This is a genomic window from Parageobacillus caldoxylosilyticus (genome assembly GCF_019272935.1).
Classification (GTDB): domain Bacteria; phylum Bacillota; class Bacilli; order Bacillales; family Anoxybacillaceae; genus Saccharococcus; species Saccharococcus caldoxylosilyticus.
This window is the reverse complement of the sequence record NZ_CP040553.1, coordinates 208,132-233,021: the sequence shown is the minus strand read 5'-3', so window position 1 is coordinate 233,021 and position 24,890 is coordinate 208,132. Positions and strand designations below refer to the sequence as shown.

Annotated in this window: 29 protein-coding genes, 4 pseudogenes and 1 riboswitch; of the genes and pseudogenes, 25 read left to right on the top strand and 8 right to left on the bottom strand. The window is 45.6% G+C overall.

The window, feature by feature from the left end; genetic code table 11:
• Positions 1 to 19: 19 nt before the first annotated feature.
• The 16 genes and pseudogenes from BV455_RS20180 to BV455_RS01220 all read left to right on the top strand — a co-directional run.
• Positions 20 to 201, top strand: a pseudogene (locus BV455_RS20180) (DinB/UmuC family translesion DNA polymerase); the annotation flags it as partial.
• Between the two features lie 80 nt (positions 202 to 281).
• Positions 282 to 413 (top strand): hypothetical protein, encoded by a 132-nt coding sequence (locus BV455_RS20610; protein WP_255212280.1) that lies wholly within the window; start codon positions 282 to 284, stop codon positions 411 to 413.
• Positions 410 to 574, top strand: coding sequence for a YolD-like family protein (locus BV455_RS20605; RefSeq protein ID WP_082791606.1), 165 nt, complete (start codon positions 410 to 412; stop codon positions 572 to 574). Before BV455_RS20610 ends, BV455_RS20605 begins: the two co-directional genes overlap by 4 nt.
• Before the next feature lie 452 nt (positions 575 to 1,026).
• The gene (locus tag BV455_RS20880) at positions 1,027 to 1,341 is read left to right on the top strand and encodes a LytS/YhcK type 5TM receptor domain-containing protein (RefSeq protein WP_409991349.1); all 315 of its coding nucleotides are present in this window, start codon (positions 1,027 to 1,029) and stop codon (positions 1,339 to 1,341) included.
• Positions 1,253 to 1,441 (top strand): annotated as a pseudogene (locus tag BV455_RS01270) (ATP-binding protein); the annotation flags it as partial. The gene BV455_RS20880 and the pseudogene BV455_RS01270, both read left to right, overlap by 89 nt.
• 433 nt (positions 1,442 to 1,874) lie before the next feature.
• The gene (locus BV455_RS01265) at positions 1,875 to 2,081 is read left to right on the top strand and encodes a hypothetical protein (RefSeq protein WP_017437513.1); all 207 of its coding nucleotides are present in this window, start codon (positions 1,875 to 1,877) and stop codon (positions 2,079 to 2,081) included.
• 596 nt (positions 2,082 to 2,677) lie between these two features.
• On the top strand, positions 2,678 to 2,857 hold the full coding sequence (locus BV455_RS20875) for a hypothetical protein (protein ID WP_409993886.1): 180 nt from the start codon (positions 2,678 to 2,680) through the stop codon (positions 2,855 to 2,857).
• 60 nt (positions 2,858 to 2,917) lie between these two features.
• Complete coding sequence (locus BV455_RS01255; protein ID WP_218687649.1) at positions 2,918 to 3,166, top strand: hypothetical protein; 249 nt, start codon at positions 2,918 to 2,920, stop codon at positions 3,164 to 3,166.
• A gap of 807 nt (positions 3,167 to 3,973) precedes the next feature.
• Entirely contained in the window at positions 3,974 to 5,209 is a 1,236-nt protein-coding gene (locus BV455_RS01250) for an IS256 family transposase (RefSeq protein WP_218687240.1), read from the top strand.
• A 374-nt stretch (positions 5,210 to 5,583) separates the two neighbouring features.
• Positions 5,584 to 6,987 carry an alkaline phosphatase gene (locus BV455_RS01245; RefSeq protein ID WP_280638364.1) on the top strand — a complete coding sequence of 468 codons (1,404 nt, stop codon included), beginning with the start codon at positions 5,584 to 5,586 and terminating at the stop codon, positions 6,985 to 6,987.
• A 90-nt stretch (positions 6,988 to 7,077) separates the two neighbouring features.
• Positions 7,078 to 7,776: a hypothetical protein gene (locus tag BV455_RS01240; RefSeq protein ID WP_218687648.1), complete on the top strand. Its 699-nt coding sequence runs from the start codon at positions 7,078 to 7,080 to the stop codon at positions 7,774 to 7,776.
• Positions 7,777 to 7,882: 106 nt separating this feature from the next.
• A pseudogene (locus BV455_RS20175) lies at positions 7,883 to 8,064 on the top strand (hypothetical protein); the annotation flags it as partial.
• Positions 8,065 to 8,477: 413 nt separating this feature from the next.
• Positions 8,478 to 9,146, top strand: coding sequence for an SOS response-associated peptidase (locus tag BV455_RS01235; protein ID WP_218687647.1), 669 nt, complete (start codon positions 8,478 to 8,480; stop codon positions 9,144 to 9,146).
• A 13-nt stretch (positions 9,147 to 9,159) separates the two neighbouring features.
• The gene (locus tag BV455_RS01230) at positions 9,160 to 9,558 is read left to right on the top strand and encodes a thiol-disulfide oxidoreductase DCC family protein (protein ID WP_218687646.1); all 399 of its coding nucleotides are present in this window, start codon (positions 9,160 to 9,162) and stop codon (positions 9,556 to 9,558) included.
• Positions 9,559 to 9,589: 31 nt separating this feature from the next.
• A complete protein-coding gene (locus tag BV455_RS01225; RefSeq protein ID WP_245005318.1) occupies positions 9,590 to 9,904 on the top strand; it encodes a hypothetical protein in 315 nt (104 codons plus the stop codon).
• A 109-nt stretch (positions 9,905 to 10,013) separates the two neighbouring features.
• Positions 10,014 to 10,545: pseudogene (locus BV455_RS01220) on the top strand (GrpB family protein).
• A 225-nt stretch (positions 10,546 to 10,770) separates the two neighbouring features.
• Here BV455_RS01220 and BV455_RS01215 read toward each other — a convergent pair.
• The 5 genes from BV455_RS01215 to BV455_RS01195 all read right to left on the bottom strand — a co-directional run bounded on the left by BV455_RS01215 (position 10,771) and on the right by BV455_RS01195 (position 14,846).
• The gene (locus BV455_RS01215; RefSeq protein WP_218687645.1) at positions 10,771 to 10,950 is read right to left on the bottom strand and encodes a tetraspanin family protein; all 180 of its coding nucleotides are present in this window, start codon (positions 10,948 to 10,950) and stop codon (positions 10,771 to 10,773) included.
• A 35-nt stretch (positions 10,951 to 10,985) separates the two neighbouring features.
• A complete protein-coding gene (locus tag BV455_RS01210; protein WP_017437504.1) occupies positions 10,986 to 12,167 on the bottom strand; it encodes an MFS transporter in 1,182 nt (393 codons plus the stop codon).
• Positions 12,168 to 12,306: 139 nt separating this feature from the next.
• Positions 12,307 to 13,140 (bottom strand): MetQ/NlpA family ABC transporter substrate-binding protein, encoded by an 834-nt coding sequence (locus BV455_RS01205; RefSeq protein WP_218687644.1) that lies wholly within the window; start codon positions 13,138 to 13,140, stop codon positions 12,307 to 12,309.
• A gap of 37 nt (positions 13,141 to 13,177) precedes the next feature.
• Positions 13,178 to 13,843, bottom strand: a complete 666-nt coding sequence (locus tag BV455_RS01200; RefSeq protein WP_061579303.1) for a methionine ABC transporter permease — start codon at positions 13,841 to 13,843, stop codon at positions 13,178 to 13,180.
• Positions 13,833 to 14,846, bottom strand: a complete 1,014-nt coding sequence (locus tag BV455_RS01195) for a methionine ABC transporter ATP-binding protein (RefSeq protein ID WP_218687643.1) — start codon at positions 14,844 to 14,846, stop codon at positions 13,833 to 13,835. Before BV455_RS01195 ends, BV455_RS01200 begins: the two co-directional genes overlap by 11 nt.
• 150 nt (positions 14,847 to 14,996) lie before the next feature.
• Positions 14,997 to 15,104, bottom strand: a riboswitch (SAM riboswitch).
• 201 nt (positions 15,105 to 15,305) lie between these two features.
• Between BV455_RS01195 and BV455_RS01190 the strand changes: the two genes are divergently transcribed.
• Positions 15,306 to 16,847 (top strand): NAD(P)H-hydrate dehydratase, encoded by a 1,542-nt coding sequence (locus tag BV455_RS01190; protein ID WP_218687642.1) that lies wholly within the window; start codon positions 15,306 to 15,308, stop codon positions 16,845 to 16,847.
• 41 nt (positions 16,848 to 16,888) lie between these two features.
• Positions 16,889 to 17,083: a hypothetical protein gene (locus tag BV455_RS01185; RefSeq protein WP_017437502.1), complete on the top strand. Its 195-nt coding sequence runs from the start codon at positions 16,889 to 16,891 to the stop codon at positions 17,081 to 17,083.
• A gap of 43 nt (positions 17,084 to 17,126) precedes the next feature.
• Here BV455_RS01185 and pdxR read toward each other — a convergent pair whose 3' ends face one another.
• A complete protein-coding gene (gene pdxR, locus BV455_RS01180; protein WP_218687641.1) occupies positions 17,127 to 18,521 on the bottom strand; it encodes a MocR-like pyridoxine biosynthesis transcription factor PdxR in 1,395 nt (464 codons plus the stop codon).
• Between the two features lie 106 nt (positions 18,522 to 18,627).
• Here pdxR and BV455_RS01175 point away from each other — a divergent pair, with 106 nt between their 5' ends.
• The 5 genes from BV455_RS01175 (at position 18,628) to BV455_RS01155 (ending at position 22,437) form a co-directional block, all read left to right on the top strand.
• Positions 18,628 to 19,176, top strand: coding sequence for a pyridoxamine 5'-phosphate oxidase family protein (locus BV455_RS01175; RefSeq protein WP_218687640.1), 549 nt, complete (start codon positions 18,628 to 18,630; stop codon positions 19,174 to 19,176).
• 101 nt (positions 19,177 to 19,277) lie between these two features.
• Entirely contained in the window at positions 19,278 to 20,027 is a 750-nt protein-coding gene (locus tag BV455_RS01170; protein ID WP_042409634.1) for an IclR family transcriptional regulator, read from the top strand.
• Between the two features lie 2 nt (positions 20,028 to 20,029).
• Entirely contained in the window at positions 20,030 to 20,719 is a 690-nt protein-coding gene (gene pxpB / locus BV455_RS01165) for a 5-oxoprolinase subunit PxpB (RefSeq protein ID WP_017437498.1), read from the top strand.
• Positions 20,712 to 21,692 (top strand): 5-oxoprolinase subunit C family protein, encoded by a 981-nt coding sequence (locus BV455_RS01160; RefSeq protein WP_017437497.1) that lies wholly within the window; start codon positions 20,712 to 20,714, stop codon positions 21,690 to 21,692. The genes pxpB and BV455_RS01160 overlap by 8 nt, the downstream gene beginning before the upstream one ends.
• On the top strand, positions 21,682 to 22,437 hold the full coding sequence (locus BV455_RS01155) for a LamB/YcsF family protein (protein WP_017437496.1): 756 nt from the start codon (positions 21,682 to 21,684) through the stop codon (positions 22,435 to 22,437). The genes BV455_RS01160 and BV455_RS01155 overlap by 11 nt, the downstream gene beginning before the upstream one ends.
• A gap of 147 nt (positions 22,438 to 22,584) precedes the next feature.
• Here the strand turns inward: BV455_RS01155 and BV455_RS01150 are convergent, their stop codons facing one another.
• A complete protein-coding gene (locus BV455_RS01150) occupies positions 22,585 to 22,722 on the bottom strand; it encodes a hypothetical protein (protein WP_017437495.1) in 138 nt (45 codons plus the stop codon).
• Between the two features lie 16 nt (positions 22,723 to 22,738).
• A complete protein-coding gene (locus tag BV455_RS01145) occupies positions 22,739 to 23,017 on the bottom strand; it encodes a phosphotransferase family protein (protein ID WP_017437494.1) in 279 nt (92 codons plus the stop codon).
• 224 nt (positions 23,018 to 23,241) lie between these two features.
• On the opposite strand from BV455_RS01145, the gene BV455_RS01140 reads away from it, so the two are divergent.
• Together BV455_RS01140 and BV455_RS01135 are read left to right on the top strand one after the other, a co-directional pair.
• A complete protein-coding gene (locus tag BV455_RS01140; protein WP_017437493.1) occupies positions 23,242 to 24,096 on the top strand; it encodes a GNAT family N-acetyltransferase in 855 nt (284 codons plus the stop codon).
• Positions 24,093 to 24,788, top strand: coding sequence for an HAD-IA family hydrolase (locus tag BV455_RS01135; protein ID WP_218687639.1), 696 nt, complete (start codon positions 24,093 to 24,095; stop codon positions 24,786 to 24,788). The genes BV455_RS01140 and BV455_RS01135 overlap by 4 nt, the downstream gene beginning before the upstream one ends.
• Positions 24,789 to 24,890 lie beyond the last annotated feature (102 nt).

Here is a 24,890-nt window from a genome sequence, read left to right as displayed (position 1 = left end):
GCTGGAACTTTGTGAGGAAGTGGCGAAACGGACTCGTGAAATCGGGAAAGTAGGGCGCACCGTTTCGTTCAGCGTGCGCTATTCGCATAATGAAGGGGGATTCCATCAGTCCGTCACCCTTGATACCGCACAAACTTAACGATGGATATCTACCGCGTTTGCAAGCGGATTTTTCATAAGTTTTATGACGGAAGAAGCGTTCGCGTCATTCATGTGTCCCTTGAAAATTTAATGGATGAGGAAAGTTTGCAGCTGTCCCTTTTCGAAGACAGAACCAAAGAATGCGCCTTGCCAAAGCAATGGATGCGATTCGCGACAAATTCGGTCCAAACGCCCTTTTGCGCGCTGTCAGCTATACACCTGAAAGCATCGCACGCATCCGCAACGGCTATATAGGAGGGCATCAGGCATGAACCATCACGATCGAGGAATCATCAAATACGCACCCTTTTTAATGCTAGAACACTGCAACATGCTAAAGGAGCTTCGTGAAAAAGAAGAGCGAATCCATCCCTCCCATCACGACGAGCAACAATATGAAGAATGGAATCGGATCATTTTCAAGGCGATGTAATACATACATCATTATCGTTTATGTTGCATCACCGTTTATGTTGCGTCACCGGTCGTGTCCATTACTACGATCAGTTAAACCAAACATTGCGATTCAAAGAGAAAGACAGCGGGAAAATCCATTATATCCACGTTTCATCGATTAAGGAAATAAAAATAGCCCCTTTCTCGCCTTGAAAGGGGGCTTATTTGTTTTTCATCCTCAAGGGGTAGTACTAACAAAACGCAGAAAATAGAGTAATTAAATAATGGTGTGACAAGCTTAACATCACAATTATTCATTTTTGTTTATTATAAATTTCGGCAGTCTTGTCCCCTTTTTCCATTCACGGAATTACATAACTGGATAAGACAAACATATTTTCAGCGAAGTGGGTGCTTGATTTGAGCGAAGAAGTGAAAGAGTTATTGTTAAATGTGTTTTTCATTATTTTTCCTCTTTTTCTTTATCAAATGTTTTGGATAGATAAAGGTAAAACTAGCACAAAGTCGAGCCAAATAGTAGGAACATTATGTATCTTATCATCCATTCTACTGTGCATGAGTTTTCCCATTACCTTCTCAACAGGTTTTAATTTTGACTTGCGACAAATTCCTTTGATTTTGGGAAGTTTGTATGGAGGGTATAGGTTAGACATATGGTTATATCTTGGTATCCTTGCCTACCGCTATCTATTGTATGACACCAGAACAAATTCATCGATTAGGAATGCCTTATTACTCCACAAAAGAAAAGGGAACCGGATTAGGTATGATGGTTGTGTTTAATATTATAAAATCCATGAATGGTAAAATCGATATTAAAAGTGAGCAAGGGAAAGGATCTTGTTTTTCCATATATTTTCCTTTAAAAAATGAACGGAACTAAACGAGACCATTTTTATATTCAATAGGATTGATGAAACCAATGAACGGAAATTTCTGTAAAGATCAACAAATAAAATGTAATGCCATCGATTTTCGACGTTTATATATATTTTAAAACTATGTTCTACTTAATAAATAAAAATCAGAATCATTGATCCTTTTAGGTATAGAAACTTTCTTTATTTTTTAATGTTTTTCTTACAAAAATAACATTTTTATTTACTTAACCTTTTTAATTGGTTAAATCAAAAAAATACAATATACAGTAATTTCTTACCAAATAACCATACTATATATTGTTTTTTATAGTCAACATGACATGGTGCAGATAGGTAGATATACCTAATTTAGGGAAAAATAACCAATATTTTAGACAATTTTTTTATGTTTCGTGAAAATCATTCATATAAATATAATAATGAAGGGGGGGAGAAATGATGAATGATACTACACTCGTTACATTACTTTTTGGGCTAATAATGGGGATAGCTGGAAGTGCCTTGTATGATGTGATTAAACACTTAGTCCAGCATCCCGATACACCCATTAAAAATGCTCTTTCTCTGCCACAAACAAGAGTACTGAAAGGGTGCATTATTATCAGCCTAATTGTTGTAATGTACACATTGGTGAAACTGTAATACCTTTGTTCTCTGTAACTTTTGAAACCTGTGAAATTCAACTTTTTACTTTTAGCTACTCGATAACAGAGTAGCTCTTTTTTTATCTATTATTCTATTATTCTCTCTTTAAAATAAATATTAGCAAAAGCTATGATTTTATACTACTAATCTCTTTATAAAATATTAATTATTGTGGACAAAAATTTTTAGCAATTATCCGTCACATCCTTAATGTATGATGTGATTCAATAAATGATGAAAGACAAAAGCACAAAAAATTTAAATAAAAATATTCCTTCCTTTTTTTACCTCTCTATTCCCACCTGCTTGGGCTTGGAACTGCGAAGCCCTAAGGAACTGCGCAATCCTTCCATTGTCATCATGACGGACCACACCGACTTGGACGAACAAATATGAGGATTCTCGACCCCACGGCGTGCCAAGGTATCCGGGATTTGCGTGAATTGCTGCGGACGGCGACAAGCGTGACCATCATGACAACCAGCCAAAAGTTTCAGGACTACGTTGACGACAGGGATGATCTGTTCTGAAATGAAGCGGACGGCATCCTTGCCCTCATTGATGAGTCGCACCAAACGATTACGGGAGACTTGGTGATGAACATGCGGCTGTCGTTGCCAAACGCAGTATATATGGCATTCCCCAAGACACCATTAACAAACAAGACCGCAACACTGTCCAAACGTTTGGAACACAATAGACCATACTCTATCCGACAGGCCGTCGGCAATGGCGAGACAGTCCCGAAAGCCCCCTTCCGGATTACGGTTTGAGGGCGAGTCGCTGAACGAGGCTTTTAACCGCGTCTTTCAAGAATTCGAAGAGGACAGGGAATGAATCAAGAAGAGACACGAGACAGAGGAGGACATTATGGGGGCGCCGCAGCGCATCCGCCGGATCTGCCTCGACATCACCGAACATTATGGGGAATATATCGCACCAAGCGGCTTCAAAGCGCAAATGTCGCGATCGACCGTGAGATCGCGGTTCTGTATAAAGAAATTCCCGATGAACTCAACGGTCCGGAGCTGGTCGCCATCATCTCCTCTAACAACAGCGACTGCTTGAAAAATGCCACCTAAAGACACTACATCGAATGCTTCAAAAAGCCGTTGCATGAGGAAAAGCTGGCGTTCACCATCGTGTGCGACATGCTGCGGACAGGGGGTGACGCGCCGATCAGGTAGTCATGTACCTCAGTAAACCGCTGAAGAACATCACTTGCTCTAGAAGTCACAAGAACGAACCGAACCTATGCCAAGAAAATATACGGCCTCATCGTTGACTACGACGGCGTGCCCACATTCCTTAAGCAGGCATTAGCCATTTTTACCCCGGCGGACACCCAGGGAGAGCTGACGTCGATCCAGTCTGAAATACCGCGACTGCAGTCGCGACATCGTGTTGCCATACGCTTTTTTGACAGCGTCAATCAGGACGACATCAAGGCGTGTATGAAAAAGTGTTAAAACCGGAAGAGGTGAGGCACACCTTTGACCGGTCGTTTAAACGTTTCCCCGAAAGCATGAACAACAAAAAAGAGAATTCCCCCTTTCCAAACAATAGACTGTGCGGAGGAATCCCCTCCTCTATTCTAAATCCATTTCAGAGATACTCTATCTATCTTCTTGACGGTATCGTGAAAGTTTTCTTTTTTTATAAAAAATGGTGATGAATACATTTTTATACTTATCATAAATAGTGAAATTTGTTAAAATTTTATTAAAAATATAGAAAATAATAGAATGATGTTTAAACATAAGAGAAGGAAACAGGAGTTAAGTCCATATAATTGTGTAAAAAGGGAAATAGAAAAAGAGCCATGTTGCTTCCCCTTTGGTAGAATAAACAGTGGACCAAAAACACCAAACATAAGGGGGAATGCAACCATGGCTCAATATCATATTACCCTAAATGATGAACTTTTGCACGGGTTATTCACCAGAGATGAAGGATTAGCTAAGCTATTGGAACAAGTCCTCAATCAAATCCTCGAGGCACAAGTAGAAGAACAGCTGGGAGCTCGCCGTTATGAACGAACGGAAGAACGAAAAGGCTATCGAAACGGTTCGTATCCACGCCAGCTGACGACCCGGGTGGGACGGTTGACCTTGCGCGTTCCACGGACAAGAGATGGGGAGTTCTCTACGGAACTGTTCCAACGGTATCAACGGAGCGAACAAGCACTGGTACTGGCACTAATGGAAATGGTGGTAAACGGGGTGTCTACCCGAAAAATCACTCAAATCACGGAGGAATTATGCGGCACTTCGTTTTCCAAGTCCACGGTCTCCTCGCTGTGCAAGGGACTGGATCCGATTGTCCAAGACTGGAATTACCGTTCCCTTCATGAACACGTGTATCCGTTTGTGCTAGTAGATGCTATTTATACGAAAGTCCGGGAGGATGGACGAGTACGCTCCAGAGCCGTGTTGATCGCTACAGGAGTGAATGAGGAAGGATATCGGGAAATTCTTGGCCTGCAAATCGGAAACAGTGAATCGGAGTCCAGCTGGAGCGAGTTCTTCGGATGGCTGAAAGACCGAGGACTCCGGGGAGTGGACTTGATCATCTCGGATCAGCACGGTGGGCTGGTGCAAGCCATTGAAAAGCATTTCCAAGGCGCTACATGGCAACGATGCCAGACACATTTTATTCGCAATATCCTCGATGCCGCACCAAAGTATATGCAGGATGCCTTGCTCGAGGAGATTCGTGGGATTCTTCATGCTCCAAATAAGCAAACGGCCCGGCTGTTATTGGAACAAGTGCTGGCCAAATGGGAAGAAAAAGCCCCAAAAGCCATGCAAATCCTCGAAGAGGGATTCGAAGACGCCACCGCCGTATTGGACTATCCGGACCGTTATCGTCGGCGTCTGCGTACGACAAACGGAGTGGAACGGCTGAACGAAGAAATTCGCCGCAGAGAACGGGTCATCCGCATCTTTCCGAACCGGGAATCGGTGTATCGCCTCGTTGGTGCCGTGTTGATCGAAATCGATGAAAAATGGATGTCGGGACGTAAATACTTAGATATGTCCGAATATTGGCAGTGGCGGAAAACGAAAGAGCAAGAAGCTCGATCGGTGAATCAGGAGGCTCCGGCGATCAAGAGAGTGGGATAACCTCTACGCCGTGTCAAGGAGAACGTGGAATACCGGAGCGAAGCGAGGATATGCCGCGAAAGCTCCTTGACACGCCTGTTCCTTGACAACATGATGTTTTGTCCGGAAGGCGACTGGCAGGGAGACTTGCCGGACTTACCTACTATACGTCAAGTCATCAGGTCCATGTTGTCTATCAAAGGGGAATTTACACAATAATTTGGACTTGACCGGAAACAGGAGTCTACGATGTTTTATTATGAAAGGGTTCATTCAAGCAAAAGAAATCTTTTATTCCTATTATTCTTTTTTACACAATTATTAAACTCAATTAAACTGGGTTTAACATTTTCCCAATACAATGGTTCTGGAAAATTTTTGAGGGAGGGTTAAAATTGTTCAGAAAAAAAATCTTACCCTTGACAGTTGTTTCTACCATAGCTTTAGGAAGTTTATTAGGAATGGGAAGCATCACAGAAACAGATGCAAAAGAAAAGAAAGGTCATGACCATGGAAAAGTAAAAAATATCATTTTTATGATTGGTGACGGAATGGGTGTATCTTATACTTCCGCATATCGTTACTTAAAAGACAACCCAAACACAAAATTTGTTGAGCAAACTGAGTTTGACAAATATCTTGTCGGTCAACAGATGACTTATCCTGAAGACCCTAAAGAAAATATCACTGATTCTGCTTCCGCTGCGACAGCGATGGCAGCTGGAATTAAAACATATAATGCAGCCATTTCTGTGGATAATGATGGTTCAGAAGTAAAAACTGTACTCGAAGCTGCAAAAGCAGCAGGTAAAGCAACTGGTCTTGTCGCCACTTCTGAAATTACACACGCAACTCCTGCATCATTCGGTGCTCATGATGAAAACCGTCAAAATATGAACGCTATTGCCAATGACTACTATGATGAATTAATCAATAGCGAGCATAAAGTCGATGTTTTGCTGGGGGGAGGAACCGATCTATTTGTCCGTAAGGATCGCAACCTTGTGGAAGAATTCAAAAAAGACGGATACAGCTATGTGACGAATCGCAACGAATTATTAAAAGATCAAAACGAACAAGTTCTTGGTTTGTTTGCCCCAAGAGGACTTCCGAAAATGATCGACCGAACTGAAGACATTCCTTCCCTTGAAGAAATGACAAAATCGGCAATTGAGCGTTTAAGCAAAGATAAAGATGGGTTCTTCTTGATGGTGGAAGGAAGCCAGATTGACTGGGCGGGACACGACAATGATATTGTTTCTGCGATGAGTGAAATGGAGGATTTTGAAAAAGCATTCAAAGCGGCTATAGAGTTTGCCAAAAAGGACAAGCATACGCTTGTTGTCGCTACAGCTGACCACTCCACTGGTGGTTACTCCATTGGAGCAGACGGCATTTATAATTGGTTTGGTGCGCCAATTAAAGCGGCAAAGCGCACGCCTGACTTTATGGCAGAAGAGATTGCCAATGGCGCCGATGTTGAAGAGACATTGAAAAAGTATATCGATTTGGAATTGACGGCTGAAGAAATACAATCTGTAAAAGATGCCGCTGAACGAGGGAAAGCGGACAAGGATAAAGGTGTAAAAAGAGTGGATGATGCGATCGAACATATTTTTGACAAGCGTTCACATACTGGCTGGACAACAAGCGCCCATACCGGGGAAGACGTTCCTGTTTATGCATATGGTCCGGGAAGTGAACGTTTCGCTGGACAAATAGAGAACACGGATCATGCCAAAATCATCTTTGATATTTTAGGAAAAGGAAAACAAAAAATTGTCATTGAAGATAAGTAGTGATCAAAAAAGCATGGAAAAAGAACACACATCCCGTTGCTCGCTCAAGCAACGGGAACTTTTTTGATATTGCATATGGAGGTTTAAACGATGAAAAAACTATTTTTGCTTACAAGTCTGATAACTTTGCTTGTCGGATGCGGCCAACATATAGATAACGGAAACAAGGCTTTTAATTCAGACACTCAACAGCAAACAAAAAACGAACTAATGGATAAGTCGGTCAAAGATGCAAAGCAAGATAGGCTGACAAAAAAGACAAACCAATATGTTTCAAACCCGCAAGTAACAGATGACCAGAATTTACAAAAGCCAGGTGATTATTATGTAGATGAAAAGGGAGAAGCTACTTTAAAGAAAATAAAAATCGTAAACAAGACATACCATATTGGGCCAATTGAACTTACAGTCAAAGATGTGAAAGTGATCCATTTAGTTCCTGATTACAGCCTGATTGATTATTTTCACGCCTTAACACATGAGGAACAGTTCGACTTTATCAAAGTATTCGTAGAGATGAAAAATACATCTTCACAGAAAGTAAATTTCGCGCCGATAGCTTTACTGGAATCAAGCACAGGTGAGAAATTTGATTGGGAAAAAGATATTTATCTTGAAAACTTACATGGGGAAATTGAAGGAAACGGCAAGAAACAAGGTAATCTAGGGTTTATTCTAAAAGAGCCGAACGGGGAAGATGTACAATGGGTGAAAATGACTACGAGTGACGTCGTTGGCCCAAACAAGAAAATCATTAGTAAAGCAAAAGAAATAAGATTGGAATTTTAAATGAATTCCGCTCTATCAGCTACGACGATAATGACGTGCTACTTATAGTCATAATGATATCTTTTTCAGGATTTCCGTGCCGAAGACAACCTTGATGCGGATGAGGTTTAACGCACCGATCGAACAAGTAATGTATCTTGATAAACCGCTGAAGGAACATAACTTGCTCCAGAAGATCGCAATTTTGACGGCGTCAGTCGCGTCGACATCGAGGCGTGCATGAAAATCTTAGAACCTGAGGACGTGAGACATGCCTTTGACTGGGTGTTTAAACGTTTCTCCGAAAACTTTCCAAATTTAATTTACATCTTCAAAAGAAAACTTATAATAAGATATCCTTTAATCAATGTGTTTGTATTAAACGATGGACTATACGCAACAAGCAATTCCCAACAAAAACTATAAGCATCAAACCAGATATATCCGGTCTTTATCATAATTCCTTATTTTTCTAATGACATCTTGACTTTTTTAACAAAATATAAAAACATATATTCGTAAATAGAACATATGTTTTTAATAAACTTGCTACTCCTTCAAGAGCCTTCCATTCTCCAGAGAAGGGTACAAATATTCGGATGACTTATCAATGGCAAAGCGCAACGGGTTTTACGCATACAGCCCCTTTTTTTGTATTATACTTCTACATATATGAAACAAATTCCTTTTTTATCCGTTTATTATAGATAGGAGGAAATCCTATGTGTGGACGCTTTTCGTTAACGGTTGATATTGTGCAGCTGCAAGCATTGTTCCGTTTTGTCTATACTGGAACGTTCCCTCCCCGCTTCAATATCGCCCCAAGTCAAGAGGTGTTGACCGTTGTGCAGGAGAATGGGATACGGATTGGGAAGATGATGAAGTGGGGGCTCGTGCCATCTTGGGCGAACGATCCGAAAATCGGCTGGAAGATGATCAACGCCAGGGCGGAAACGGTCGATGAAAAAGCGAGCTTCCGCCATGCTCTCAAGCGGCGGCGCTGTTTGATTTTGGCTGACGGCTTTTATGAATGGAAAAAGGAAGGGGCGAAAAAAATTCCGTACCGTTTTACACTGCGAAACGGGGAACCATTTGCGTTTGCCGGGCTGTGGGAGAGATGGGACAAACAGGGCGAACCGCTATATACGTGCACGATTATCACCACAACGGCAAACGAATTGGTAAGTACGATTCATGAGCGGATGCCTGTCATTTTGCCGCCAGAGCGGCAGGAGGCATGGATGGATCCGCGGCTCGAGGATAGCGATTATGTGAAATCGCTGTTGCAGCCGTATCCTGCCGAAGAGATGAAAATGTACGAAGTGTCAACGATTGTCAATTCGCCGAAAAACGATGTAATGGAATGCATTGAACCAGTCAATAGCGAGTAAACGGAGGAGAAAGATGAATACAATTATCTTGTTTGACGGCGTTTGTTCGCTTTGCAGCGCCAGCGTGCAATTTATTATCGCGCGTGACCCGCATGCCGTGTTTCGCTTTGCCTCTTTGCAAAGTGAAGCGGGAGAGGCGCTGCGGCAGAAGTTTGGCGTTCCGGAGGTGGACAGCCTCGTGCTGCTCGAAGACGGCCGTTATTACACAAAATTGAGCGCCGCCCTCCGCATTTGCCGGCGGCTTGCCGGCGCATGGAAGCTGTTTTATATATTTTGGATTGTTCCGAAGCCGCTGCGCGATTATGTATATGGTTTTGTCGCTAAGCATCGGTATGAATGGTTCGGAAAGCGCGATCATTGCCTGATGCCTACCCCCGACATCCGCGCGCGGTTTCTTGATGAGCGACAATAAGTAAGTAACTGGAATAGGAGGAGATGATTTCATGAACGGTGGCCAAAAAACATGGCTGGACAGCTTGACGGCGGAAGCGTTGGAACAGTTTTCCGAAGATATGATGGCGGCAGTGGAAAATGGCGAAGATAAAGAGAAACAGCGATTTTATGAAGGAATGGCAGTCGCTAGCAAGCTCGCAGCTATGAAACTCAAAGGGGAGTTTGAATATATTGATGAAGAATTTATCCATCATGTGTACGAGAACATGAAAATGCTGAACGTGGCGGAAATAGACGATACGTTCTCAACGGCTCAAGAAAATACGAACGAACGATGCTCCTTTTGTTTACAACAGAAAGCGTAGCTTGCCAGAGGGCCGTTTGCGTCGATTTACGAAGACTGTTTGCAATTTGGGCTACAGGTTATCGAAAGTCAAAAATAATTGTTTTACAGCGATAGAAGATGAAAAGGACGTGATGATCATCGCGCGGAAAGTAGAAGTCGTCCCATTTTGTAAACAATGGGCAACGATGTTTGCCGAGGAAGCGGAAAAGCTGAAACGGGTATTTGGGAAAGAGTGTTTGCGCATCTATCATATCGGCAGCACGGCCATCCCGGAAATGAGTGCCAAGCCTATCGTTGATATCATGATAGAAGTCCATGATATTGACCATGTCGATAGTTATAACGATGCGATGGCAGTGCTTGGCTATCAGGCGATGGGGGAAAACGGCATTCCGAAGCGCCGCTTTTTCCAAAAAGGCGGGGATGAGCGCACCCACCATGTCCATGTGTTTCCGACGGGAAGCGAGCATATTGCGAGACATATAGCATTTAAGGAATAATATGATCGCCCATCCCGAGGAGGCCAGGGCATACAGCCGCCTGAAAGAAGGGCTTGCCAAACAGTTTCCTGCCGATATCGAAGCATATATAAAAGGGAAAGACGAATTTGTAAGAGAAATCGAGAAGAAAGCGTTAGCCTGGTACAAACAGAAACAATAAAACTGGAACTTCTGCCTAGCGACTTGGCATTACAGAGAAAGTTTTTGGCATCAAAGATATAAATAAAAGACTATCTGCCGAGTGTTTTATATTTATTTAAGTCTTCAATAATGTTAGATGGTAAATTGTAGATTGTATGTGTGTCTTTTTCGTTCATAATTGAGCCACTATCTGAACGTAACCATAAGTAATAATTAGCAGTTGTTTTGTTTTCGAAATGTAATATTAATATTTAAGAAGAAAATCTGGTTTTACTATATCGACAATACCATTTACCTTTTTTGCTTTCTGAATAGCATCAACAAATGTTTGAAGTTCTGCTGCGTTTTCTTGTCCATAAGAAATGTGAGGCTCTTTAACATCATTCATATCCTCACCGATTTTCGATACAGTGACACTTACCACAGCTTTTCCATCTAATATTGCGGGAACCGTGGAAACTACTCAAGCCGCTTATGAGCATAGCCGATCAGCGGATAGCTTAATAGCAATAAAGTCACGATAAATGCGATGACGCCAAGCCAATGAAAGTGGGTCCAAAAATAGCCGCCGGCTGTGCCGGCAAGGCTGGAACCTAAATAATAGAATAAGAGGTAAAGAGAAGACGCTTGCGCTTTATTCATCTTTGTACGTTCGCCAATCCAGGCGCTTGCGATGGAATGGCAGCCGAAAAAGCCAAAGGTAAATAATGAAAGCCCGATGATTTTGACAACGACAGATGGAACGAGCGTAACCCCCGCGCCAAGCGCGGTCAATGACACGGAAATGCTTAATACCAGCGCATGACCGTGTAAATCGGCTTTTTTTCCCATATAAACCGAGCTAAAGCTGCCGAATATGTATACGATAAAAAGGAACCCGAGAACGGACTGGCTGAATGAATACGGCGGTTCGCTTAATAAAAAGCCGATATAGTTATACAGCGTCACAAATCCGCCCATAAATAAAAAGCCAAGCACAATGAGAGCCATTAACGATTTGTTTCGCAAATGAACAGCATACGCCCGCAGCGCGGTTTTGCCATTGAGCGGTTTTTTCATCGAATGGCGCGGCGCCGGAAGAGTAAGTGCAAAAATCATGCTTAATAGAAGAGAAATGGCCCCAATGGCAAATAACGCTGTCCGCCACGAAAACAAGTCGGTTAACAGGCCTGTTAAAATCCGTCCAGCCATGCCGCCGATGCTCGTTCCGCTAATATAGAGGCCCATTACTTTTCCGATTCCGGCCGGATGAAATTCCTCGGCGACGTAGGCCATCGCCAGAGACGGGATGCCCGCGGCTGTCATGCCAAGGAACGTGCGTGCAATGACAAGGGAAATAAAGTTCGGGCTAAACGCCATGGCCATCGCCAGTATCGATGTCAGCAGCATGGACATCATCATCACATTCTTTTTGCCGATGCGGTCGGATAAACTAGCCGCTATGAGCATCATTACCGCTAACGTTCCGGTAGACGCGGACACCGTTAAGCTGGCGGACGCGGCGGAAACGTGAAATTCTTTCGCGAAAATCGGCAACAGCGGCTGTGTCGTGTATAAAATCGCAAAGGTGACAAACCCGCCGAAAAATAGGGCCAAACTTGCTTTTATGTATTCGGTGCTGCCTTTTTCGATGTACGTCAATGTTTCTCGCCTCTTTTATTTCGTTTATTGTTATATTCTTACTATAACTCTTTTAGACGGAAGACGTCCATGTCCTGAAATGCCATCGAAAATCATGAAAACAAACACGCCGCAATCAGACGGCGTGTTTGCATCATTGTTACTGTTTTCGTTCCAGCATCCATTTTGGTTTTCCGAATCCTTTAAATTCTTTGTCAATCACTTCTTCGAACTCTTTCGATTCGACAGCTTCTTTCATATCTTTGACAAATGGTTTATTTAAATCTTTTGTGTTGACAACGATGCGGTTGCGATAGTCATCAGGCATGTTTTCTAGTGCAAGGGCATCCATTAAATTCATTTTTGCGGCTAAGGCAAAGTTGCCCGGAACAGCGGCCAAATCGACGCTTTCCACGGTACGCGGCAATTGGCCAGCTTCAATCGGCTTAAATTTAAGGTGTTTTACATTTTCTTTTATATCTTTTTCCGAAACGGTGAGCGGATTGACTGATGGATCGAGCTTAATTAATTTTTTGTCTTGCAAGATTAAAAGCGCTCTTGCCAAGTTGGTTGGATCGTTTGGAATCGCAATTTCACTTCCATCTTTAATTTCATCGAGCGATTTAAATTTCTTCGAGTAAATTCCCATTGGTGCCGTTGGAACGATAATCACTTCGGAAAGATCGAGGTGATGCTCTTTTGCGAAGTTTTCCATGTAAATTTTATGCTGGAATAAATTAGCGTCTAGATCGCCGTTGGCTAGCGCCAAGTTTGGCTGAATATAGTCGCTGAATTCGACTACTTTTACTTTGTATCCTTTCTTTTCCAATATCGGTTTAATCGCTTTATTGACCATGTCGCTGTAAGGGCCGGAAGTCGCTCCGATCGTTAGCTCTTTTTTCTCTGGAGTGCCGGAAGCTGTTTCCTTGCCCGCGCATGCGGCAAGAAGCCCAATGGAAAGCAAGAAAACGAGAAAGATCGATAGTTTTTTCATGATAAAGTCCCCCTTAGTAGTTTATATTTTAACGACCTCACCGCTTATCGACCAAGCGGGCAATGCGGTCGCCGACAAACTGAATGATTTGGACAAGACAAATTAAAATGACGATCGTTGTAATCATAACGGTATTGTCGTAGCGGTAATATCCGAAGCGAATGGCAAGGTCGCCGATGCCGCCGCCGCCGACAATGCCAGCCATGGCCGAATATCCAACTAAACTAATCGTTGTAATGGTAATTCCATGCACAATGCCAGGGCGTGCCTCAGGCAGCAGCACATCTTTGATAATCATCCACGGTGTCGCCCCGACGGCAACCGCCGCTTCAATCACCCCTTTTTCGATTTCCCGCAACGATGTTTCTACAATTCTTGCAAAAAACGGAACGGCAGCGACCGACAAGGATACGGACGCGGCGGTAGGTCCGATCGTTGTTCCGGTAATCAGTTTCGTAAGCGGCAGCAGCCCGACGAGCAGGATGACAAACGGTATCGAGCGAATCATATTGACGATAAAGCCAAGGACGGATTTGACCACTGTGTTCTCCAAAAACAGACCGCGGTCGGTGACGAATAGGAGAATTCCCAGCGGCAAACCGGCAAGGACCGCGACGAAAAGGGAAATCGCCACCATATAAATCGTCTCTAAAAACGCTTTGTTCAGTTCGGGAATTAAGTCGATCAGCGCATCAAGCAGCATGTGCAATCACTTCCAATCCGTTCGTTCTTTGCGAAATGTAGTGAATGGCCCGCTCGATTTCTTCCGGTTCGCCGGTCAGCTCCATGACAAAAATTCCAAGCGGCATCTCTTGGATATACTCGATTTTTCCATGCAAAATATTGCCTTTTACTTTAAAGGATTGCAGCATATCAGAAACAATCGCTTCCTCGGCGGTCTTCCCTTTGAATTGGATCTTGACAATCGTTCCTGTCCGCTTCTGCAGCAGATGATCAGGGAGTTCAAACCGCAATACACTGTTGATAAAGGACTTCGTTAGTTCTTCTTTCGGATTTGTAAAAATGTCATATACGGTTCCTAATTCGATGATTTTCCCGTTTTGCATGACGGCGACGCGGTCGCATATATCCTTGACCACTTCCATTTCATGCGTAATCAGCACAATCGTAATGCCAAGTTCACGGTTGATTTTTTTCAACAGCGCCAAAATCGATTTCGTTGTACTTGGGTCGAGTGCCGATGTTGCTTCGTCGCACAAGAGGACGGTCGGGTCGTTGGCAAGCGCCCGCGCGATGCCAACCCGCTGCTTTTGCCCGCCGCTTAGCTGGAAAGGATACGCGTCCCGTTTATCGGAAAGCCCGACCATTTCAAGCAATTCATTGACTCTTTTTTCAATTTCTTCTTTTGGCTTTTTTGCCGCTTTTAAGGCAAAGGCGACATTTTCAAACACTGTTTTGGAGCTGACAAGATAAAAGTGCTGAAAAATCATGCCGATTTTTAAACGGGCTTGCCGCAGCTGTTTGTTGTTCAATGTCGTTAAATCGACACCATCGATGATGACTTGGCCAGATGTTGGGCGTTCCAAAAGATTTAAGCAGCGCAGCAACGAGCTTTTGCCGGCGCCGCTATAGCCGATAATTCCAAAGATCTCCCCGTCTTGAATGGTTAAGGATACGTTGTCGACGCCGACAACTTGCTTTTTTTTCGTGGAATAGATTTTTGTTACATTTTTTATTTCAATCATCACTTCTTCCCTCCCGATCTATTTGCGGAGTTTTAGTAATTCTGAAAAACTATTGTATATTAAGAAGTGTTGCTTCTTTGTTTTTCCTGGAGCTGAAAAAACAAAAACGCCCCTTTCATTCAGAAAGAGGCATCGGTATGTAAATTACCCGACTTATCTTTCAGAATGAAAGCCATTCTGCAGGAATTGGCACCGTTCCCTAAAAGGGAGGTTGCCGGACGTCATTGGGCCTGTTCCCTCGGTCACTCTTGATAAGCGGTTCGTTGTATGCAATTTTTACATTCATCATAATTCCAAAAAAGCCGGTTGTCAATATTGGTTTTGGCGATGACGGGATAAGACAACGCTTACATCATTGTTATACCGCAAAAAAATTTTTTCGCAGGTGTTTTCCTCTTTCGTGGAGAACAAATTAATGAAACGGGACAAAATACATATTTAATAGGTGAGGTGAGCAGAATGCATATCGTTACAGCCGCAGAAATGTACGAAATCGACCGCGACACAATTGAACAAATCGGCATCAGCGCCGATTCCTTAATGGAAAACGCCGGGCAGTCGCTGTTTCATGTGCTGCGCGAACGCATTCCCCGTTCGGCCCGGGTAGCGGTGCTAGCGGGAACAGGGAATAACGGCGGTGACGGATTTGTCGTCGCAAGAATGTTGAAAAGCTACGGATATGATGCTGATTTATGGCTTATTCCGCCGAAAGAAAAGATAAAAGGGGCGGCGAAAACGGCGCTTGAGGTGTATGAGCGTTCCGGATATGACTGGAAACCATATGCGGGAAATGAACAAGCGTTTGCCACGCACATTTTACAATACGATGTCATCATTGACGCCTTGCTTGGCATTGGCATCAAAGGGGAGGTGCGTCCGCCGTATAAAGAGATCATTGAGCTTGTCAACCGCTCCCGCGCTATTGTCTATGCGATCGATATCCCAAGCGGAACGCCAGCGGATGGGGGAGAGGCAGAAACAGCGGTTCGCGCCGATGTCACGATCACGATTCAATGCCCGAAATTAGGGGCGTATACTTTTCCGACAGCAGATTATTACGGTGAACTGCTCCTTATCGATATCGGCATTCCGCCGCTTGCCGTCAAGCGGAATGCCGCGCCCCGCTTTGTATGGAAAGAGGACGACGTCGTGCGGACGCTGCCAAAACGAAAACGATCGTCTCATAAAGGAACACATGGAAAATTGTTGGTTGTTGGCGGTTCTCGCGCGATGACAGGAGCGATTACGTTAACAGCCAAAGCGGCGCTGCGAAGCGGAGCGGGATTATTGACGATGGCGGTGCCGGATGACATTTATTCCGTTGTCGCCAACCGTGTTCCGGAAGCGATGTACTATCCTTGCCCGGCGCGGGACGGGGCGTTTTCCGGCGCCATGGATGTATCGGCGCTTGATATCGATGCGATCGCCATCGGTCCGGGGCTTGGCCGTACGGATGGTGTCCGCGAACTTGTTTCCAACATCGTGCAGAAGCCAGTGCCGCTTGTTATTGACGCGGATGCGCTGTTTTTCTGGAACGAGTACGCCGCGCTGATCCATGAACGAAAAGCAGCAACGGTGGTCACCCCGCATCCCGGAGAAATGGCGCGCATGCTCAATCTATCGATCCGTGACATCGAAGGTGATCGGTTTGGCACATCGAAGCGTCTAGCGATGGAGTACGGTATCTACGTCGTGTTGAAAGGACCTTATACGATTGTGACAACGCCAGACGGTTCGCAATACGTCAACACGACCGGAAATCCAGCCTTGGCGAAAGGCGGAAGCGGCGATGTGCTGACGGGTATGGTTTCCGCGTTTCTTATGCAGCATCATTCTGTACAAGAAGCCATTAGCAATGCTGTCTGGGTTCATGGAAAAACCGCCGATATGCTTGTAGCACGCAGCCATTCACAATGGGATGTGCTCGCTGGCGATTTGATCGAAGCAATTCCGGCAGTGCTTTCGTATGTGCAGGAGAAACAAAGGGGGGATATGGGGTGAAAAATGGGAGATGGTGGTGGGACATGTAATGATGGGAATCGGTGCTTTTTTGCTTTGGGGGGAGTGTTGACCTTGGCGAAGCATACGCCAATCATTGGCTTCGCGAAAGCGGGGGACATGCGGACGCGGATACTTATCATATTATCTTATCCGAAGCGATTCGTATGTATCGCTCGGCAGGGGCAATTTTATTCGCCATTGGGATATGGTTTCTGCGTAAAGAAGCGATGCGCTAGAGTATAGAAGCGCATCGCTTTTCTTTTTATCGTAGGGAGTAGCTCAAATCTCCCATACCCGTTTTAGTTCGCGAATTCCGGCGCGGATGCCCTCCTCGCTCATCCCTCCAAAGCCTAGCAAAATATAAGAAGGCGGTGTTCCATCGTTTCCAAACCAATATTTCGCTGCCGAATAGACGAAAATGCCCGCTTTTTCTGCTTTTTGCACCAGTTCGTTGGCGTTTTTGTCTTTTATTTTTACAAGAAGATGGAGTCCCGCTTTGTCACCGATGATCGTTGCTTGATCACCGAAGTATTCGCGAATCGCTTCGATGAGCGCTTGCCGTTTTTTTGCGTAGATGGTGCGCATGCGGCGGATATGGCGTTCAAAATGGCCTTCACGCATAAATCGGGCGAGCGCTTTTTGAATGATAATAGGGACGGTTTGATGATAGTTGGCACAGCGTTCATGAAACCGCGCCAGCAAACTTTGCGGCAACACCACAAAGCTTGTGCGGATGGCAGGAGTAAACACTTTCGAAAACGTGCCGACGTAAATGACGCGATCTTCCGTATCGAGCGCTTTTAACGCAGGGACTGGTTTGCTCCCGTAGCGGAATTCGCTATCGTAATCGTCTTCGATTATCAATCCGTTAGACTGTTGCGTCCATTTCAGCAGCTTTTGCCGCTTGCCGATCGGCAGCACCATCCCAAGCGGCAATTGGTGGGAGGGGGTGACATAGACAAGTTTGGCGTTTGTTGTTTGCAGCTGGTCGATGTTTAGCCCATCTTCTTCCAGTTCAATTGGGAGAATAGAAAAATGGTGATTTTGAAACACGGTGCGAATGACATCATAACAAGGATTTTCTAAAGCGACCGCATCGTGACGAAAATCGAACAGCTGGCATAAGACGCCAATCAGTTGTGGCGTGCCAGAGCCAATAACGATTTGCTCAGCCGAACAGCGAATGCCGCGTGTGTAGTACAAATAGTGTTGAATTTCCTCGCGCAAGCCGATATCTCCTTGACGATCGCCATACCATAGTAATTCACTTTGCTCCGAATCCATCGCTGCAAGAAGACATTTCCGCCATGTTTTCATTGGAAAATGGGCAAGGTCAATATGACCGTAGCGAAAGTTATAGCGAATTTGCTTGCTTTTCGGAGCCTTCACGAGTACATCTGGTTGGAAAACAAATGATTGGAGAGGCTCTTCCAGTTCTTTGACAATAAACCCTACGCGCGGTTTGCTTTCGATATATCCTTCGGCAAGAAGCTGCTGGTATGCGGCTTCGACGGTATTTTTGCTGATGGCTAAATGTTGGGAAAGCGCGCGAATCGATGGGAGTTTGCTTCCTTTTTGGAGATGGCCGTTTGCAATTTCCTCTTTTATATACGTATACACCTGCATGTAAAGCGGTGTACGGTTTGTTGGATCGAGAATGGGCTGCAATTCCACTACATTTTCCTCCTCTGACCCTTCTTTTTTCTTGCATTCTGTCCCTGTTCATCAGGTCAGTTTTTCTCTATGATTCAATTATATCACCATGAAGGAGGAGAAATGGATGAGAAGAGACATGTTGGGGTGCAAAGACGAGCAAAAAATCAACCGGTTTTTACAGGAAGCGTTGACCGGCTTTTTAGGTCTGGCAGATGGTGGTGAGCCGTATGTCGTGCCGCTGAATTTCGTATGGTGGAACGGTTGTGTATATGTCCATGGAGCGGAAGAAGGGAGAAAAATCGATATCATCCAGCGCAATCCGCGCGTTTGCTTTACCGTTAGTGAACATATAGGGACAATGGTGCATCCAGTGCCAGCCAAAACAAGCACCGCTTATATGAGTGTTATGTTGTTTGGCAAAGCCGAGATTGTTTCCGATTTAGACGAAGCGACCGATGCGCTTAGGCAGCTGCTTGGCAAATATGTGCCCGGCTATTTTCACCGTCCGTTGTCACAGCAACATGTGGCGTCATACCGTTCATCCATGGGCAGCGCCGCCGTTGTCATCAAAATCATTCCTAACCTTATTACAGCGAAAGAAAAACCGTTAGAGGAAGATCGCTGGTTTTATAAAGGAAGAACCGTGCGGGACGATGCCGGCAGGATTTTTTGATGAAATGATAGATAGAAAATTTTGTTTATTTTTATTATAATGAATATACCATTCATTTTATGGAATATATGTTTCATTATATGGAACAAAAGGAGAGCAAGATGAATAAAACAGTCGTTAAAACGATGGAAATATTAAAACTGTTCATTGACCATGAGCGGCTTACGCTGCAGGAAATGGTCGAATTATTGCAAATGCCAAAAACGTCGGTCTATCGGATGGCGCAATCGTTAGTAGAGCTCGGTTTTTTACACAAAACTAATGATTATTATCAGCTCGGTTTAACATTGTTGTCGTTTGGCATGCTCGTTGCGGAACGGCTAGATCTCCGGCAAATCGCGCTTCCGATTATGCAGCAGCTGAAAGAAGACACGAAGGAAGCAGTCAATTTAGTCATTCGTGACGGCGATGAAGCAATTTATATTGAGAAAGTCGATACATCGGAACCGGTGCGCGTGTATACGAAAGTCGGGCGGCGTGCTCCGTTATACGCCGGGGCGTGTCCTCGCATCTTGCTTACGTTTATGGAACGAGATGAACAACAGCGCTACATCGACCGTGTTCAGTTGGTGAAGATTGCAAAAAATACAATTGTCCAGCGGGACACATTGCGGGATAGGATTGAACAAGACCGAAAGCGGCAATATACGGTCAGTTATTCGGAATTAGAAGATTATTCAGCCGCGATTGCGGTGCCGATTTTCAATCATGAAGGAAAAGCGGCAGCAGGATTAAGTGTCGCTGGCCCGGAACATCGGTTTTCACCGGAAGCGATCGAACGAATGGTTCCAATGCTAAAGCAGGCTGCCCAGCAAATTTCCACCCAGCTCGGTTTTTCAAGGAAGGGATGACAATGGATTATATGATGTTTCCGTTAAGTGAATATGCGGTGACGATTCGTTTTTCCACGAAAGTAGATGAAGCAGTGAATGACTACGTTCATCGTGTCGCCGTTTTTTTAGAACAACAGAAAAAGGATGGGATTTTTGATATTGTCCCAACATTTTCCTCAGTGACGGTGTATTACGATCCGCTTGTCGTTGGAAACTACGAGGAAATGTGCGAGTGGCTTCGAACAGAGCTCGAGCGTGTCGAACAGGTGGAAGCGCCGCCATCACGAACCGTTGTCATTCCTGTTTGTTACGGTGGAGAGTTTGGTCCTGATTTAGAAGAAGTCGCCCGCTTTCACGGGATGACGGAAGAAGAAGTCATTGCCATTCATGCGCAAGGGCGCTATCGCGTTTATATGATTGGCTTTTCTCCCGGTTTTGCCTATTTAGGCGGACTGTCGCCTAAAATTGCGACACCGCGCCGCGCCACACCAAGGACACGCGTTCCTGCCGGGTCTGTCGGGATTGCCGGCAGCCAGACCGGGGTGTATCCGTTGGCGACGCCGGGCGGATGGCAAATCATCGGGAGAACGCCGCTTGCTTTATTCCGCCCGGAGCATGACGAGCCGAGTCTGCTTAGAGCGGGGGATATAGTGCAATTCCGTCCGATTACCGAAGACGAATATCGAATGTGGAGCGATCAGCATGATTGAAATCATCCATAGCGGATTTTTTACAACCGTGCAAGATCAAGGACGCGTCGGCTACCGCAAAGCCGGGGTGCCGGCCGGCGGAGCGATGGATTCGCTGGCCAGCCGCCTTGCCAATCTTCTCGTTGGCAATGATGAGAACGAAGCGGTGTTGGAAATGACGATGAACGGCCCAACGCTGCGTTTTGCAACAGACGCCGTCATCGCCATTTGCGGAGGGGAATTTTTCTGTACGTTAAACGAACGGCCTGTATCGATGTGGAGGCCGCTCACCGTGCGGCGCGGCGATGTGCTGGCCATCGGAGCGTGTCAAAAGGGATATCGCGGCTATATCGCGTTTGCCGGCGGATTGGACCTTCCGCTCGTGATGAACAGCCGTTCGACATATGTGCAAGCAGCAATTGGTGGCTTACATGGAAAACCGTTGCAAAAAGGCGATATATTATCGCTGCGTTCGCGGGCGATGGCTGTGCCAAACATTCCAATCCGTTGGGGCATCGCCTTTTCCGCCAGAAATTACATAGATGGAAAGAAGAAAGTAATTCGTGCCGCAGCAGGACCGGAGTACAGCACGTTTACTGCCGAAAGCCGCGCACAATTTTTTTCTCTCGCTTATGAAGTAACGCCCCAGTCGGACCGCATGGGCTACCGTCTGCAAGGACAAGTGCTTAGGCGAAAAGATAATACCGAGATGATTTCGGAAGCGGTTGCGTTTGGAACGGTGCAAGTGCCCGCATTCGGCCAGCCGATTGTATTGATGGCCGATTGCCAAACGACAGGCGGGTATCCGCGGATTGCCCAAGTCATTGCGGCGGATTTGCCGATTTTAGCGCAGGCGCGGCCAGGTGATCTCATTCAATTTCAAAAAGTATCTTGGCAAGAAGCACAGCGGTTATATGTTGAACGGGAGCGGCAACTAAAAAGATGGAAAATCATCATTCAGCAAAAATGGAGGGAAATGGGTTATGCGCATTGATTTAAATTGCGATTTCGGCGAAAGTTTCGGCATTTATCGTCTTGGCGAAGAAAAAGAGATTTTGCAATACGTCACTTCGGTCAATGTCGCTTGCGGCTTTCATGCCGGCGATCCGCTTGTGATGCGAAAAACGGTGCAGATGGCGTTGGAACGGAAAGTGGCGATCGGCGCTCACCCGGGGTTTCCGGACTTGCTCGGATTTGGCCGGCGCAATATAGCAGTCACTCCAGAGGAAGCGTATGCGTATGTCGTTTATCAAATCGGGGCGCTCGCCGCATTTGTAAAAGCGGAAGGAGGAACGATGTCGCACGTTAAGCCGCACGGCGCGCTTTACAACATGGCGGCTAAGGACGCGGCGTTGGCCGAGGCGATCGCCAAAGCGGTGTACGATGTCGATCCGGCCTTAATCTTATACGGACTTGCCGGAAGCGAACTGATTCGCGCTGGAAAGAAATTTGGCTTGCGCACGGCAAACGAGGTGTTCGCCGACCGAACGTATCAGAACGATGGATCGCTTACACCGCGTAGCGATCCGCGCGCGTTGATTGTCGATGAACAGGAAGCGGTCCAGCAAGTGCTGACGATGGTGAAAGAAAAACGCGTCCGCTCTTTGCAAGGCATCGACGTTCCGATCGAAGCAGAAACGGTATGCATTCACGGCGACGGCAAGAAAGCGGTGCTGTTTGCGAAGCGGTTATATGAAGCGCTGCGACAAGAAGGTGTGGGCGTCTGTTCGATAAACTAGAGGAAGAAAGCAAAGGAGGCCCCACTTCAACAAAATGCAAGTGGGGAGAGATTAATTTTTTCATCAATTTACGATCAGATGCGCTGCCACCGCCCATATAATGAGAGCGGAAAGTTGATGGATGCGCGTCATCAGCGTTTTTTTCTATCAATCTGGCAATCGTTCCTTGCTGAAAGACAAATACATTTTGCGTATGTAATCAAGAACGAGTTGTTTCGATGGATCAGCCACTAACAGCAGCGGCATTGGAGGCGATTCGTTGCTTGATAATGGACGGATGATCATTCTCATGCTCCTTTCTTTAGAAAAATTCGTATAATCCGTTTGCGAAGTATTCATATTCATCTTTGGTGATCGGTTTTTGCCCGTATCCTTCAAAAAACACGATGACGTCCGCTTCATGTTGAAACGCGCTTCGCTTCGGACGGATGGCCAATGCCGCATCGTACCTTGGATCTCCGAAAGCGCCGCCGCTCCAATCGATGACACCGACAATATTTCTGTCGCGAACAAGAACGTTATCAATCGTAAAATCCCCGTGAATAAGTGTGGGCGGACACGGCGCTGGCCGCTTTTTCATATGGTTCCTACATCGTCATGAATGTCTTCGGGGATCTCATGAATTGGAATGGGCTGCATGCTTCTTCTCCTGTTTCATTATCGGTTATTTCCATAGTGACTGGAAAAGTCCTCTTTTGCACAGAAAAAACAGTGCATCCGTTTGTTTCCATGTTATAATGATACTACAAAAATTGCAAAACGGTTATGAAAATTCAAATTAGATACACAGAAGGAGCGGTAAAAATGATCGAATTCCGCCAGTACACCGACTTCTCCTTGTTCAAACAGGATGTATTGCCATTTTTAGAACAGCATGAAGGGGAAAACAATTTGCCGCTAGGTGTAATTATGAATAGGAAGCCGGAACAGAAGCCGTTGTATATGGGAACAGTGAACAAAGATGGCGGGCTGGCGCTTGTCCTGTTGCAAACCCATCCGAGCCAGCTTATTTTGTCAAAATCGTTGCCGTTTGTGCCGGAAGAAATAGAGGAAGTCGCGAAAAAGCTCTACGAAAGCTACCCGAATATCCCGGGGGTGATCGGCGAAAAATGGCTGGTTACGGCGCTCGCGGAAAAGATCGCCAAGCTTCAGCGCCGCCGTGTCCATGTTCAGATGAAACAGCGGATTTATGTGCTGAAACGAGTGAAAAGGCCTGCCTCCCAACGAGGTGTGCTGCGTCCGGCGCAAAGGAGCGATATGGAAATGCTGTGCCAATGGTTTGTCCGGTTTTGTGCGGACGTTAGGCTGCCAGCATCAACAGAGGAAGCGGAGCAGGCGGTGCAAGAAGCGATCGCCAATCAGCAAATATACGTATGGACGATCGATGGGGAGCCGGTTTCGATGGCGCGCTGGGCCCGCCCAACGAAAACAAATGTAACGATCGGCTGGGTGTATACGCCGCCGGAAAAACGAAAACACGGATATGCGTCCGATTGTGTGGCGGCACTGACGCAGCAGTTATTAGATTCGGGATATAAAACCGCTTCCCTTTATACCGATTTAGACAACCCGACTTCGAATAAAATTTATATGGAAATCGGCTATGAGCCGGTGATGGATTCGATGCTGCTGCTGTTTGTGAAGGAGGAAACAACATGAGGGAAATTCCATTTGCCGTTATTTTCGATATGGACGGCACGCTGTTTCAAACGGAAACCGTTCTTGTTCCTGCCCTGCATAAGACGTTTGACCGTCTGCGCCGCGAAGGGCTGTGGCAAGGGGACACGCCAGTCGAGGAATATTTGCGCATTCTTGGCGTTCCGGTTTTAGAAGTATGGCGCCGGTTGATGCCGGAAGCGCGCGAAGCGGTGCGCGGCCGAGCAGCAGCATGGTTTTTGGATGATATTATTGATGAAATCGAGCAAGGAAACGGGCGATTATACCCAGACGTACTCCCGACGCTTGCGGCTCTTGCCGATCAAGGGATTCCGCTTTTTGTCGCAAGCAACGGGCGTTCCCGTTATCTCGACGCGATTCGGATCGCCTTCCAGCTCGAGCGCTATTTTATCGACTTTTACAGCCTCGATCGGTTTTCCCTGCCGTCGAAATCCGCGTTAGTCAAGCAATTGTTGAATGATTACGAGATTGAAAGAGCGGTGATGGTAGGGGACCGGCGTTCCGATATCGAGGCGGCGAAGGATAATGGACTTTGGACGATTGGATGTCGGTTTGGATTTGCCAACGATGAAGAGCTGCGTGAGGCAGATGTGATCATACATCAGTTTTCAGAGATTGGTTCGGCATGGATGGAAATAAAGAACAAACCACAGAAGTTCAAAACGATGCGTTAAATAAAATTAAGGATAGCTTTATATATGACGAAGGAAAGACTGTCTCGCGCTTAAATAGCCAGTTCTTGGATGTGTACGTAGCGCTGGCGTTTGACGAGGGAC